General features: G+C 65.2%; 8 protein-coding genes. 3 read left to right on the plus strand and 5 right to left on the minus strand.

Going from position 1 to position 14,264, the window contains the following annotated elements; genetic code table 11:
* Positions 1-368 precede the first annotated feature (368 nt).
* Positions 369-3,209 carry a winged helix-turn-helix domain-containing protein gene (locus IVB50_RS15040; RefSeq protein WP_018458155.1) on the minus strand — a complete coding sequence of 947 codons (2,841 nt, stop codon included), beginning with the start codon at positions 3,207-3,209 and terminating at the stop codon, positions 369-371.
* Between the two features lie 197 nt (positions 3,210-3,406).
* On the opposite strand from IVB50_RS15040, the gene IVB50_RS15045 reads away from it, so the two are divergent.
* The 3 genes from IVB50_RS15045 (at position 3,407) to IVB50_RS15055 (ending at position 5,517) form a co-directional block, all read left to right on the plus strand.
* Positions 3,407-3,826: an organic hydroperoxide resistance protein gene (locus IVB50_RS15045; RefSeq protein ID WP_018458156.1), complete on the plus strand. Its 420-nt coding sequence runs from the start codon at positions 3,407-3,409 to the stop codon at positions 3,824-3,826.
* Positions 3,827-3,862: 36 nt separating this feature from the next.
* Positions 3,863-4,894, plus strand: coding sequence for an alpha/beta hydrolase (locus IVB50_RS15050; RefSeq protein WP_018458157.1), 1,032 nt, complete (start codon positions 3,863-3,865; stop codon positions 4,892-4,894).
* 119 nt (positions 4,895-5,013) lie between these two features.
* A complete protein-coding gene (locus tag IVB50_RS15055) occupies positions 5,014-5,517 on the plus strand; it encodes a cytochrome P460 family protein (protein ID WP_018458158.1) in 504 nt (167 codons plus the stop codon).
* Between the two features lie 10 nt (positions 5,518-5,527).
* Here IVB50_RS15055 and IVB50_RS15060 read toward each other — a convergent pair whose 3' ends face one another.
* The 4 genes from IVB50_RS15060 to IVB50_RS15075 form a co-directional block, all read right to left on the minus strand.
* Positions 5,528-9,037 (minus strand): hybrid sensor histidine kinase/response regulator, encoded by a 3,510-nt coding sequence (locus IVB50_RS15060; protein WP_026233515.1) that lies wholly within the window; start codon positions 9,035-9,037, stop codon positions 5,528-5,530.
* Positions 9,038-9,427: 390 nt separating this feature from the next.
* Positions 9,428-10,657, minus strand: a complete 1,230-nt coding sequence (gene hemA / locus IVB50_RS15065) for a 5-aminolevulinate synthase (RefSeq protein ID WP_018458160.1) — start codon at positions 10,655-10,657, stop codon at positions 9,428-9,430.
* A gap of 201 nt (positions 10,658-10,858) precedes the next feature.
* Positions 10,859-11,920: an MBL fold metallo-hydrolase gene (locus IVB50_RS15070; protein ID WP_018458161.1), complete on the minus strand. Its 1,062-nt coding sequence runs from the start codon at positions 11,918-11,920 to the stop codon at positions 10,859-10,861.
* 95 nt (positions 11,921-12,015) lie between these two features.
* Positions 12,016-14,169, minus strand: a complete 2,154-nt coding sequence (locus tag IVB50_RS15075; RefSeq protein WP_018458162.1) for a methyl-accepting chemotaxis protein — start codon at positions 14,167-14,169, stop codon at positions 12,016-12,018.
* Between the last annotated feature and the right edge of the window lie 95 nt (positions 14,170-14,264).

Here is a 14,264-nt window from a genome sequence, read left to right on the forward strand (position 1 = left end):
GCCGTCCAACCATCGCGCAGGGAAGGCCGAGTGATTGGCTACACCTGTATGCTGCTGTGCGGTTTCCTTGCGCTACATTTTCGCGCAGCGGACCGCGGGTGCCAGCCGGCACCCGGCCTTCCCTGCGCCCTCTTGGCTTTGAGGGTGGAATGACCAGGCAAAGCTCGGGCGAAACGCGCCGCGAGGACGCGAAGGCATGTCTGCAAGTTGAACCTGAATTGGAGGATGGCGATGCTGCCCTTTGCTCCGTCATTGCGAGCGTAGCGAAGCGTTCCAGCGTCCTACCGCGGAGAGATTCTGGATTGCTTCGCTGCGCTCGCAATGACGCTTTGAGAGAGTGCGCGCCTCACTCCGCACCAGAGTCCGCGTCACAATGTTTGCAACAACTTCTCGGCAGCCTTGATATCCGCTGTTTCCGAGCCCTGGGCGAAGCCTTCATACGCCAATTGAAGCCACCGCTTCGCTTCCTCGCGCCGGCCGCGTTCGACAAGGAGACCGGCGAGATCGATCGCGGCCCGCAGCTCCCAGGCCTTGGCACCTTTGCGACGACTCAATGCCAGTGATTGCACGAAATGGGCTTCCGCTTGATCGGCCTCGGGCTGGGCTCTGGCCAAGAGAACCCTGCCCTTCATGCGCAGCAGCTCGGGCATGTACAGATGATCGCCGCTTTGCTCGACGAGGCGGATCGCGTCGTCGAGCAGGCGCGCGCTCCGCTCGATCTGCCCAAGCGTCATCAAGCCCTGAACAAGCGCGATGTTGAACGTCGTGGTGAGCAACTCGTAACCGGCATCGTGGAGCTCACGCAGACACGTCCCGATCGTCTCGACGCCTTCGGCGGCATTGCCGCGCTGGATCGCCAGCTCGCCTTTGACGCCGCGGCCGACCGCAAGATAGGGCCCCATGGAGCGCGATTCGGCATGGGCGATGAAGCGGTCGATGTTCTCTTCCGCGGCATCGAGGTCTCCGCTCCAGAGATCGATCGAGACCGCCCAGATCAACGCAATGCAGAGCGTGATCGGATGGTCCATCTGGGCGGCCTCGACGACCGTCTGCCGGGCCAGTTGCATCGCATCCGCGGGGCGGCCCTGCAACCAAAACTCGCGCGCGAGCGAGATGCCGGCCCGGTTGCGGTGATCGAAGCCATAGACGGTGCTGATCCGTTCCGTGCCCGGCTTATGCCAGGCGGTCTCCAGCATCGTCAACGCGTCGCGATGCTCGCCGGCAAGATGCAAGGAGACACCGAGGAGCGAATGGGCGAGGGCGAGGGAGGCGGCATCGCCGAGTGTCCCGGCGACCGTGAGGCTTTGCTGCGCATAGCCGAGCGCGGCGTCGAACTGTCCCATCCGCTCGTGGAAGATATGCATGCGCCCGAGCAGCTGGAGCTGGTTCGGCGCGTCGCCGCGCGCCTCGGCGATCGCAAGGCTTCGGCTCAACGCGGCACGCGCCGCTTCGCTGCCGCCGCGCGTGAACATCAAGGTCAGTCCGAGCGCGGCCTGGATGTGCATTTCCTCGGCGCCGCCGCGCGAGGAAGGATCGAGCGCAAGCAGCGCCCGTTCAGACCAGCGCCGGCACTCGACCAGCAACGACATCGCGAGAAAAATTGGCGCTGCAGCTGCGGCCAGTGCAATGCCGATGCTGGCATCGCCGTCCGTGCCAAAACACCAGTCCAGCGCCGCGCGCACGTTGTGAAGCGCGGAGAAGTGGATCGCGCGCTCGTCGGCGCTCGGCACCGTGGCCCATGTCGTGCCGGCCTGCTCCAGCCATTGCCGGTAATAGGTCGCGTGGCGGGCGGCGAGCGCCGCGTCATCAGGTTCGATCTCGAGCAGATAGGCGCGCGTCGTGTCGAGCAGACGGTAACGCATCATGGCGCCAATCGGCCGCGCCGCGACCATCGACTTGGCCACCAGGCCGTCGATGGCATCGAACAGGCGGGAGCGGTCGACGCGTTCGTCCGGCACGATCTCGAGTGCGGCGTCGATAGTGAAGTGACCGGCGAAAACCGCGAGCCTGCGCAGCACGAGACGTTCGATATCGGACAAGAGCCCGTAGCTCCATGCCAGCGTCGCCTGCAACGTCTTCTGTCGCGGCGGCGCCGTGCGCTGGCCCTGCCAGAGCAGATTGAGGCGCTCGTCGAGCAGTGCCGCGGTCTGCTCCAGGCCGTAGGCTTCGACCCGGCCGGCGGCGAGTTCGATTGCCAGCGCCATGCCGTCCAGCTTGCGGCAGATCCCGGCGACGATCGCTGCATTGGCATCGTCGAGCGCGATCTGCGCGCCACCGGCCGTGGCACGTTCGAGGAAGAGTTGAAGTGCAGGATAAGTCTGCGCCGCGGCCGCCGTCAGACCGGGATGGTCGGGCGGAACGGCAAGCGGCGCCAGCCGATACACCTGCTCGCCCTCGACCCGCAGGGCTTCGCGGCTCGTCGCCAGAATGTAGATATTCGGTGCGGCGTGGAAGATCTCGGCGGCCAGCGGGGCCGCGGCTGCGATGACGTGTTCGCAATTGTCGAGGATCAGCAGCATCCGCTTGTCCCGGAGATGCGCGAGCAGCGCAGGCAGGGGATCGTCGGTTTGCGCCGGCAAGCCCAGCATCAGCAGGATCGAGGTGATCACGAGATCGGGATCGCTCAGCGCGGCAAGATCGACGAAATGTGCGGCGTCGGAGAATGTCGCGAGCAGATCGTGAGCGATGGCAACGGCAACGGCGGTCTTGCCGACACCGCCCGGGCCGACGATCGTGACGAAGCGCGAGCGGATCAGCCTGTCGGAGACGGCGGCGACCGCATCGTCGCGCCCGACCATTCGTTGCAGCCGGTTCGGCAGTTTGACGGGCGGCAATTCCGTTCGCGCTACGGTGCGCCGATCTGCCGCGATAGCCGCCTGCGAGATCGGCGCCACGAAGCAATAGCCGCGGCCGGAGAGCGTCGTGATGTAGCGGGCACCGTCCCTGCCGTCGCCAAGGGCCTTGCGAAGCGCCGCGACGTGAAAGCGCAGATTGGCGTCCTCGACTGTCATGCCGGGCCACACCAGCGCCATCAGATCATACTTGCTGACGACCTGGTTCGGCCGCGACATCAGCGCGAGCAGCGTGTCGAAGGCCTTTGCACCGAGCGGCAGCGCGACGCCGTCGCGCATGACGAGTCTTTCGTGCGGCGTCACAGTGAATGGCCCAAACGAGAGGGTTCCCGTTGCGGTGCCGGCCGGCTCGGTCATGGCGGAATCCTGATCTTTTGGAACGGACCGGATAGCCAGATGATCGCAATCCGGCAAGGCCGTCCCACGCCGCGATCGGACCGCGGATGCAGGTCCTGTGAGGCGCGCGAACCGAGACCTCACAACTTCTCACAAGTCCCAACGGGTGTGTCGCGGCAGCCGCTGCTAGTGAGTTGCGCGATGGCAAGGAGACATTCATGACCCAAGCGGCAAAATTGCTCTACACGGCCCGGACCCGCACCAGTGGCGGGCGGCAGGACGGGATATCGCGCAGTTCCGACGGCCGTCTGGATGTCAAGCTGTCGCCGCCGGGCGGCAACGGCATCGGTACCAATCCCGAGCAATTGTTCGCGGCCGGCTGGTCGGCCTGCTTCGAAGGCGCGATGGAAATCGCGGCCCGCAAGCGGAAGATCGAGCTCCCCAGGAAATGTGCGATCGATGCGGAGATCGACCTCGTGCTCGACGAGGGCGCCTATTCGCTCAGGGCACGCCTCGATGTCAGCCTGCCCGGCCTCGATCGCGAGATCGCGCGCGGCCTCGTCGATGAGGCGCATCAGACCTGTCCCTATTCCAAGGCCGTCCGCGGCAACATCGACGTCACGGTCGCACTGATCTGACGCACCACCTCCAACTATCAGAAAGGTAGCAGCATCATGAAACAGATCATCGATCAGCACCGCCGCCAGTTTTTCGGCATCGCCGCGGGAACTGTCGCCGCCGGCCTCGGCGTGATCGGCCTCGCCCGCGCCGAATCGCAAGCGACGCGCTCTTCCGCAAGGAATGCGTCGTTCGGCGCGATCAAGCAGATCGATGCCGGCGTCCTCAACGTCGGCTACGCGGAGGCCGGTCCTGCGAACGGCCCCGTCGCGATCCTGCTGCACGGCTGGCCCTACGACATTCACGCCTTCGTCGACGTCGCGCCAATCCTGGCAAAGGCCGGCTATCGCGTCATCATTCCCTATCTCCGTGGTTACGGCTCGACCCACTTCCTCTCCGCCGAGACGCCGCGCAACGGCGAGCCCGCGGCAATGGCAGCCGATATCATCGCGCTGATGGACAAGCTCGACATCAAGAAAGCGGTGGTCGCCGGTTTTGATTGGGGCGCGCGCACCGCCGACATCATCGCCGCGCTCTGGCCGGAGCGCTGCCGCGCGCTGGTCTCGGTCAGCGGCTATCTGATCTCCAGCCAGGCCGCGGGCAACGCGCCGCTGCCGCCGTCGGCCGAGCTGCAATGGTGGTACCAGTTTTATTTCGCGACCGAGCGCGGCCGCGCCGGATACGAGAAGTACACGCATGATTTCGCAAAACTGATCTGGAAGCTCGCTTCGCCGCAGTGGAAGTTCGACGACGCCACTTTCGAGCGCAGCGCGGCGGCGCTGGACAACAAGGATCACGTCGCGATCACCATCCACAATTACCGCTGGCGGCTCGGACTCGCCCAGGGCGAGGCGAAGTACGAGGAGCTCGAAAAGAAGCTTGCCGCAGCTCCCGTCATCAGCGTCCCGGCGATCACGATGGAAGGCGATGCCAACGGCGCGCCACATCCCGATCCAAGCGCCTATGCCAAGAAATTCTCGGGCCGGTACGACTATCGCCTGATCACCGGGGGCATCGGCCACAATCTGCCGCAGGAAGCACCGCAAGCCTTTGCCAAGGCCGTCATCGACGCCGACGGCGGCGCCTGAGGATTTTGGCAGCGCCTCGGTCCGGCAAGGCCGGACCGAGGCCTGACATGCGAACGCAGTTCAATGAAGCGTCAGCGAAAATGAAATCCGAAAAGTCAAAAGTTCCGTCTTCTACGACGATGATCGTGCTTGCCGTGCTCCTCCTCGTCGTTGTCCTGACCTGCGTGCCCTATCTGGTCACGATCGCTTTCGCGCAGGGCCCGGCGGATGCCTCGCCCATCTTCGGCGTCACTGTGCCGGAGGGCTACAAGCAGTGGGAGCTGATCGCGCCGGCCGAGGAGGCGGCTCCCCTGGACGAGCTGCGTGCCGTCGTCGGCAACAGGACCGCGATCGATGCTTATCAAGACAACAAGCTTCCGTTCCCGGACGGCACAATTCTGGTCAAGCGGGCCTGGAAGCGGAAACAGTCGCCCGAATTTGCGTCCGCGACGATTCCCGGTGAAGCCACCACCGTCCAGGTGATGGTCAAGGATTCCAAAAAATATGCCTCGACCGGCGGCTGGGGATTTGGTCGCTTCATCAACGGCAAGCCGGTCGACGAGGCCCAGCATCGCACCTGCTTCGCGTGCCACGAAGCTCGTGTGAAGTGTCGCGACTACGTGTTTACAAGGCTTGCGCCCTGAGTGCGGAGTTTCACTCCGCAGCCACCATCTGCTGCGTGCGCCACTGGCCGAGCAGGGCGCGCAGCGAAGCCGGCTTGACCGGCTTGTTGAGCACCGCAACCTTTTCGTCGCGCGCAGCCATTTGCACGGCGGGGCTGCGGTCGGCGGTGATCAGGATCGCGGGGATGCCGTCACCGAAGCGGCGGCGGATGTCGCGGATCGCGGCGATGCCGTTGCCGCGGTCGAGATGGTAATCGACCAGCAGGCCGGTCACGCGGCGGCCCGCAGTCTCGATTGCGGCGATCGCGGCCTCGGGATCGGCGACCGCGATCACTTCGGCGTCCCAGGCTTTCAGCAGCGTGCGCATGCCGTCGAGGATCGCGGCGTCGTTCTCGATGCAGACGATCAGGGTACCCGAGATCGAGGTGCGTGCGAGCGGCGTCGCACTGGTCACGGCCGCGGTGTGGGTGATCGCCTTCGCCGTCGGCACCGTCACGGAAAACACCGAGCCGCCGCCGACATTGGAATCGATGGCAATGTCGTGCTTGAGCACGCGCGCCAGCCGCTCGACGATCGACAGGCCCAGGCCGAGGCCGCGGGCGATCCGCGCACCCTGCTCGAGGCGGTGAAATTCCTTGAAGATCTCGCCGCGCTTGACCGTCGGGATGCCGACGCCGGTGTCGTAGACGCAGATCTTCAGCGTGGCGCCGCGGCGGCGGCAGCCGACCAGCACGCGCCCGCGTGGAGTATATTTGATCGCGTTGGAGATCAGGTTCTGGAGCAGCCGCCGCAGCAAGAGACGATCCGACTCGACGGGCAGCGAACACGGCACGAACACGAGCGCCAGATTCTTCGCGCGTGCGATCGGCGCGAACTCGATCTCCAGCGAGCGCATCAGATCGGCCATCTTGAAGCTCGAGATCGAGGTCGTCATCGCGCCGGCGTCGAGCCTGGAGATGTCGAGCAGCGCGCCGAGAATTTCCTCGATCGCCTGGAGCGATTCGTCGATGTTCTCGACCAGCCGTGTCTCCTCGCCGCTGTGCTGACGCTCGACCAGGCTCGTGACATAGAGCCGCGCCGCGTTCAGCGGCTGGAGAATGTCGTGGCTTGCGGCGGCGAGAAAGCGGGTCTTGGAGATGCTGGCGTCTTCGGCCGCGCTCTTGGCCAGCGCCAGCTCGGAATTCAGCCGGGTCAGCTCCTCGGTGCGGTCGCGCACCCGCTTTTCCAGCGTCGCATTGGCCCTCTCCAGCGCTTCGGCCGCCTCGAACGTGGGCGTGACGTCGGTGAAGGTAATGACGAAGCCGCCGCCGGGCATGCGGTTGGTCAAGATCTCGATCACCATGTGGCGGTCGGGCAGGCGCTCGAGATAAGGCTCGCCGTCGGTGGTGTAAGCCACCAGCCGGCGCTCCAGCATGGCCTCGCGCTCGATCGGATCGGCCGGCTCGCTCACGCCCATGAATTCCAGGATTTCACGCAATGGCGTGCCGAACTGGATGAAATGCGGAGGAACGTTGAGGAGATCGCCGAACTGCCGGTTGGAGCAGATCAGTTGCAGATCGGCATCGAACACCGCGATGCCCTGGCGCACATGGTTAAGCGCGGTCTGGAGGATCTCGCGGTTGAAATGCAGCGCCGCATGGGAATCGTCGAGCAGTTTTAGCGCAGCCTTGGCGGAGACCGTCCGTTTGCGCAGCAGCAGCGACATTACGAGACGCGAGGAGGCTGCGCCGATCGAGGAGGCGATCAGGTGCTCGGCGTGCTGCAGCAGCTCGAAATCGGCGGGCGCCCCGGACTCCAGCCGCACATTGCGCCGCGCGGATAAGGCCTCGAACGAATGCCGCGCGCGGTCAGGCCCGAGATATTGCGCTACCGTGGTCTGGATGTCCTGCACCGTGACCGTGGTGCGCCAGCGGCGGAAATTCGGGGAAATTGGCGCGAGCGTGTTGGGGACGAACAGATCGGCCTGGACCAGCTCGATCGAAGACGGCCGGCGCGCCAGCGACAGCAGCACGTAGGTGAGGATGTTGAGCGACAGCGACCAGACCACGCCGTGCATCAGCGGCGGCAAATCGGCGCCGAACAACGCCTGCGGCCGCAGCGCCTCGATCCCGAACGGGCCGTGCTGGAGCAGCAGGATGCCCGCCGTCGAGGTATCCATGAAGCTCGGGATGAAGAGCGTGTAGAGCCACACTGCGAAGCCGACCAGCATGCCGCCGATCGCGCCGCGCGCGGTCGCGCGCCGCCACAGCAGTCCACCGAAGAAGCTTGGTGCAAGCTGGGCGATGGCGGCAAAAGACAGCAGGCCGATCGCCGCGAGCTGGGTGTTGCCGAGCGCGCGGTAGTAGAAATAGGCCATCACCATGATGGCGAAGATCGCGAGCCGGCGCGAACGCAACAGGAAGTCGCTGAAATCGGCACCGCCGGTGCGCCCCTCCGGCCGTCGTTGCAGCACCAGGGGCACCACGAGGTCGTTCGAAACCATGATGGAGAGCGCGACGCATTCGACGATCACCATCGCGGTCGCCGCCGACAACCCGCCGACGAAGACGGCGACGCTGAGCAGATCCGCGCCGCCCTCCATCGGCAGCGCCAGCACGTACATGTCAGGATCGGCGGCGCCGAACGGGAAGCTGACGAGGCCGGCGAGCGCGATCGGGATCACGAACAGATTGATGGCGACGAGATAGAGCGGAAACAGCCAGCGCGCGCGACCGACCTCGGCGTCCGAGGAATTCTCCACCACGCTGACGTGGAACTGGCGCGGCAGCAGCATGATCGCGCACAGCGACAGCAGCGTCATGGTCAGGAAGTTGCCGATCGACGGCGAATAGTTGATGACGCGCACCGCCTCCGGTGTCTTCATCGCGCGCTCGATCAGTTCGTGCGGCGAGAACATCCAGAACGTGACGAAGGTGCCCGCAGCGAGGAAGGCGACGAGCTTGATGATGGATTCGGTTGCGACCGCCAGCATCAGGCCGTGCTGGTGCTCGGTGGCGTCCGTCTGCCGCGTGCCGAACAGCACCGCGAAGGCCGCCATCGCCAGCGTCACGATCAGCGCCACGTCGCCGATGATCGGGATGTGGGAGAAGGCCTGGTCTTCGCTCAGGATGGTTTCGAGCGAGGAGGCGACCGCCTTGAGCTGGAGCGCGATGTAGGGCACCGAGCCGATGATGGCGATCAGCGCGACGGTTGCCGCCACTGCCTGGCTCTTGCCGTAGCGCGCGCCGATGAAGTCGGCGATCGAGGTGATGTTGTGGGCCTTCGCGAGCTGGATCACGCGGCGCAGCACGCCGGCTCCGAGTCCGATCATCAGGATCGGGCCGACATAGATCGCGAGGAAGTCGGTGGAGGTGCGGGTGGCGAAGCCGACCGAGCCGAAGAAGGTCCAGGAGGTGCAGTAGATCGCCAGCGACAGCGGATAGATCAGCCCCGAGGCGCGGCCGCGCCCGGCCGGCGAGCGGCGGTCGCCATGGCTCGCCACCAGGAACAGAAAGCCGATATAGCCGAAGGCGGCGGCGATCACGCCCCAATCGTGCAGCATGGCGAGCGTGCTTCTCCCGGGGCGCGCGCTGGCCGCGCCCGATCTCATTTTCCCTGTAAATCTAGCGCGTTGGACGGGTGGAGGCGACAGCGAAATGCCGTGCCACGGCGGGAACCGGAGTTGTCGTTAAGCGGCTGCCTTAAAGCTGCGCTGCTTCTGGCTCCCCGAGAGAGTCCCCGCGTGGTACCCCCTCCCTGACCCTCCCCCACAAGGGGGAGGGAACGGAGAGACCGTCCGCGTTGCAGGAAATTCGAGACCGACCGCTACGCTGTGCGGCTCCGCCGACCTAAGGGAGGCGCAACTCTCTCGCTCCCTTCCCCCTTGGGGGACGGTGGGGAGGGGGTAGCTCCGGGACGGTGAAACTTAGATCGAAAGAGAAGGCGAAGAAGCCTACTCCGCCGCCAGCGACTTCTCGCGGAGCGGCAGACCCAGGCGGTCCCACACCTGCAGCAGGGCTTCGGCGAGTTGATCGATCAGGCCGTCGTCGTGATAGGGCGAGGGCGTGATGCGCAGGCGTTCGGAGCCCTTGGCGACCGTCGGATAGTTGATCGGCTGGATGTAAATGCCGTGCTGTTCGAGCAAGAGGTCGGAAGCCTGCTTGCACTTCTCGGCATCGCCGATGAACAGCGGGACGATGTGGGTGTCGCTCGACATCACCGGCAGGCCGGCGGCGTTGAGGATCGCCTTGACTCGGGCGGCACGGTCCTGGTGACGCTCGCGCTCCCAGCTTGACGTCTTCAGATGCTTGATCGCGGCGGTCGCGGCCGAGCAGATCGCCGGCGGCAGCGCGGTGGTGAAGATGAAGCCCGGCGCATAGGAGCGCACGGCGTCGATGATCTGGCCGTTGGCGGCGATGTAGCCGCCGAGGCAGCCGAACGCCTTGGCCAGCGTGCCTTCGAGAATGTCGATGCGATGCATCACGCCGTCGCGCTCGGCGATGCCGCCGCCGCGCGGGCCGTACATGCCGACGGCGTGGACCTCGTCGACATAGGTCATCGCGCCGTACTTCTCGGCGAGGTCGCAGATCTTAGCGAGCGGGGCGATGTCGCCGTCCATCGAATAAAGACTCTCGCAGGCGATCAGCTTGGGCCGGCTCGGGCCCGCAGCCTTCAACAGTGCTTCGAGATCGGCGAGGTCGTTGTGGCGGAACACGACCCGCTCGCAGCCGGACTGGCGGATGCCCTCGATCATCGAATTGTGGTTGAGCTCGTCGGACAGGATCAGGCAGTTCGGAATGAGCTTTGCGATGGTCGCGATGCCGGTCTGGTTCGAGACGTAGCCGGACGTGAAGAGCAGCGAGGCTTCCTTGCCGTGGAGATCGGCGAGCTCGGCCTCGAGCTGCACCAGCGGATGATGCGTGCCGGCGATGTTGCGGGTGCCGCCGGCGCCGGTGCCGACGCGGGTCGCGGTCTCGACCATCGCGCCCACCACCTTCGGGTGCTGGCCCATGCCGAGATAATCGTTGGAGCACCAGATCACGACGTCGCGCTTGCCCTTGGGCGAGTGCCAGAGCGCATGCGGGAACCGGCCGGCAATGCGCTCGAGATCGGCGAACACGCGGTAGCGCCGCTCGGTGTGGAGACGATCAAGGGCGGAATTGAAAAACTGGGCGTAATCCATCGTCAAACCTGCAGCGGAACCGACCAAAGACCCGCATATCCTTAGAGCTTTTCCAGCTCCAATGTCTATGCGCTATCCCACATTTGGACCTGCGGGGCATTTGGGCAAAATGCCCTATCGTGCGATTTGAAACTTGATCCGGATCAAGTTCGCGCGAGATGCAATGTTGCTCTGCACCATCCGCTGAATTGAAGTCAGCGCTCAGGTCGTCCTGAACTGCAACACGCCGTCCTGCGTCTCGGCCGTCAGCCGGCCCTCGACGATCATGTAATTGACGTGGGCGACCAGTTCGCCGGCAGCGAAACCCATCTGATGTTCGTCCAGAACGTGCTTGTTAAACACCACGGGCACCAGGGCGCGCGAGGTCTGCGGCACCTCGCGGCAGGCTTCCGCGATCAGGCGGCAGCGCTCCTCATGGTGATCGGCGAGCTGCTTGATGCGGGTCTTGAGCCCGTAGAACGGCACGCCGTGGCCAGGCAGCACCAGCACGTCATAGGGGAGAGTCGTGGTGAGGCGGGCGAGCGAGGCCAGATATTCGCCGAGCGAGTTCTGGTCGGGTTCGACCGCCCACACGCTGACGTTCGGCGAGATCTTGCTCAGCACCTGGTCGGCCGAGAGGAACAGCTTGTCGTCGGCGCAGTACAGCATCACCTGGTCGAGCGCGTGACCGCCGCCGGTGATCACCTTGAAGCGGCGCGTGCCGATCACGACGTCATCGCCATGCGAGATGCGGCGGTAGGACGGCGGCAGCACCGAGACGCGCTTGAGATAGTCCTGGCCGCGGCCGAGCAGTTTTTCGGTGAGCGACTCGTCCATGCCATGGCGGCGGAAGAACAGCCGCTGCGCTTCCTGCCGCTCCTCGGTGCCGCGGTTCTGGTGATAGACCGATTGCAGATATTCGACCTGCGACATCACGAGCGGGCAGTTGAACCGCTCGACGATCCACCCGGCCAGACCGACATGATCGGGATGGGAATGGGTCACGATCAGGCGCGTGATGTTGACGCCCTTCAGCGGCCCGTCGAACAGCTTCGTCCAGGCTTCGATCGTCTCCTCATTGCCGAAGCCGGCATCGATCATGGCATAGCCGTCACCATCGGCGAGCAGGTAGATGTTCACATGGTTGAGGCGGAACGGCAGCTTCAGCCGCGCCCACAACACTCCTGGCTTCACCTCGACGACCTGTTCGGGGCCGGGATGCTGTTCCCAGGGATAGCGCAGGGCGTCGGCGGAGGACTGCACGGTGTCGGTCTTTGCGTTCATCCTACCGGCTTAAACCCGCCCGTCACGGCGCGCCAGCCGAAAAAGAACGCTGGCGCGGCCTGCATAGCGGTCATTCCGGGCTACGGAACGGCGCCTTACGCAGCCCGCATGTTGTTGAGGAACGCGTCGATCTCTCCGCGCAGCATGTCGGCTTCGCGGCGGAGCGCGTCGGAGGCGCCGAGCACTTCGTTCGCCGCTGCGCCGGCTTCCGCCGAAGCCGTGGAGACGCCGACGATGTTGCTGGAAACCTCGCTGGTGCCACCGGCCGCATGCTGGATGTTGCGGGCGATCTCGCGTGTCGCCGCGCCCTGTTCCTCGACGGCGGCGGCGATCGTCGTAGTGACGTCGTTGATCTCGCCGATGATCCGGCCGATGCCCTGGATGGCGCCGACCGCCGACGTCGTCACTGACTGCATGCTGGCGATCTGGCTACGGATCTCCTCCGTGGCCTTGGCGGTCTGGCTCGCGAGGCTCTTCACCTCGGAGGCGACCACCGCGAAGCCGCGGCCGGCTTCGCCCGCGCGCGCCGCCTCGATGGTGGCGTTGAGCGCCAGCAGATTGGTCTGCGAGGCGATGGTCTGAATCAGGTCGACCACCACGCTGATGCGGCTCGCGCTGTCGGCGAGGCTCTGCACGGTGGCGTCGGTCGCGCCCGCTTCGTCGACCGCCTTCCTGGCGATCGCGGCCGAGGTGACGACCTGCTTGCTGATTTCCTCGATCGAGGACGAGAGCTGCTCGGTGCCTGACGATACGGTCTGCACGTTGACCGAGGTCTCTTCGGCTGCGGAGGCAACCGCGTTCACCAGCGCATTGGACTGGTCTGCCGTGGTCGACATGCTCTGCGCGGTCGATTGCATCGAATTGGCCGACTGCGCGAGATTGTCGAGTGCGGAGCGCACCGTACTCTCGAACCCGGCGATCTTCGCCTCCATCTGCGCCGCACGCTCGGCCTTGGCGATGCGATCCCTGTCCTGCTCGCTCGCAAGCGCCCGGGCTTCGATCATGCTGTCGCGGAACACCGTCAGCGTTTCCTTCATCGCGCCGATCTCGTCGTTCTGCCGGGAGCGGACGATCTCGGTGTCAAGGTCGCCGGCCGAGAGCAACTGCATGGCGCGTTGAAGCTCGCGAATGCGGCGCAGGATGTTGCGGCCGACATAGAGCCAGACGAACAGCGCCGAGCCGACCAGCGTCAGTGCGCCGAGCGCCAGCATCGCGGTGGTCGCGAGCGAGATCTCCTGCCGCGCCTGGAAGGTCGACGCGTTGGTCTCCTTCTGCACACCCTCGACCAGCTGCTGCACGCTGATGCCGAGGCCGACATTGAGCTTGCGGGTCTCGTCCAGGATGGTCTGGCCGTAGTCGATGGCGTCGAGCTCCTTCTGGCGGATCTTGAACACGCCGGACTTGCCTTCGCCGAAGGCGAACAGCTTTTGCACGGTGTCGCGCACCGCTTGCATCGAGGCCATGTTCGGCAGGTCCTCGAGGTTCGACTTGACACGGTCGCGCGTCGCCTTGAACTCCTTCTCGATCGCCTCCAGCGTATCGCTGTTGTTGGCCGACAGCGCCGCCATCATGTCGGCGGCCATCAGATTGCCGTTGGCGGAGATGGTCGCGACCTGGGAGACGGTGCGGGCGGCTTCGGTGGCATCGTCAGCGGAAACTTCCGCCGCACCGAGGATCGCGTTCAGACGCGTCTGCGCATCCAGCATGGCAGGACCGGCCGCACCGACGAAGGTGAGCTGCGCCTTGCGGAGTGCTTCATATTGCTTGTCATGCAGCGCGCCGGTATCGAGCCGCTCGCGCGCGGCTGACACCAGGCTCTGGGTCGCCTCGTCGATGCTCTTGGCGGTGTCGCGCAACGCGGTTGCGATCTGCTTGTCGGCGCCGAGCTCGATGATCTCGCCAAGCTTGGCCATGGCAAGCTGCTGGATCTCCTGCACCTTCTTGGTGCGTTCGTTCAGCGCCTCGTCGGACGGCGACGCCAGCAGGCCCGGCCCCTGCGCCGCGAGCGTTGCGCTTTGCGATGCGAGTTGAAGGCTTGCGGAAAGGCGGGGGATATCGCGGCCGCTCAGGTCCATCATAGTGCTGCCGAGATGGTTGAAGACGAAGCCGGCGCCGGCCGCGATCACGAGACCCATGCCCGCGATCACTGCGAAGGCCGTGAACAGGCTGCCGCGCACGCCCCATGTCGGCATTTTGAAACGAGGCCGGATACCACCAAGCAAACGGCCAAGGCCCAGACGGATCGCCATCGAAATTCCCCCACGCATGATCTTTATGTTTTCGCGGCGGAGTATCCTCGGGGCAGGTTAAAAAATCGCAAGTTGCTCAATTGGTTGCGTTGCGT

The sequence above is a fragment of the Bradyrhizobium sp. 87 genome, from assembly GCF_023073015.1.
GTDB classification, from domain to species: Bacteria; Pseudomonadota; Alphaproteobacteria; order Rhizobiales; family Xanthobacteraceae; genus Bradyrhizobium; species Bradyrhizobium canariense_D.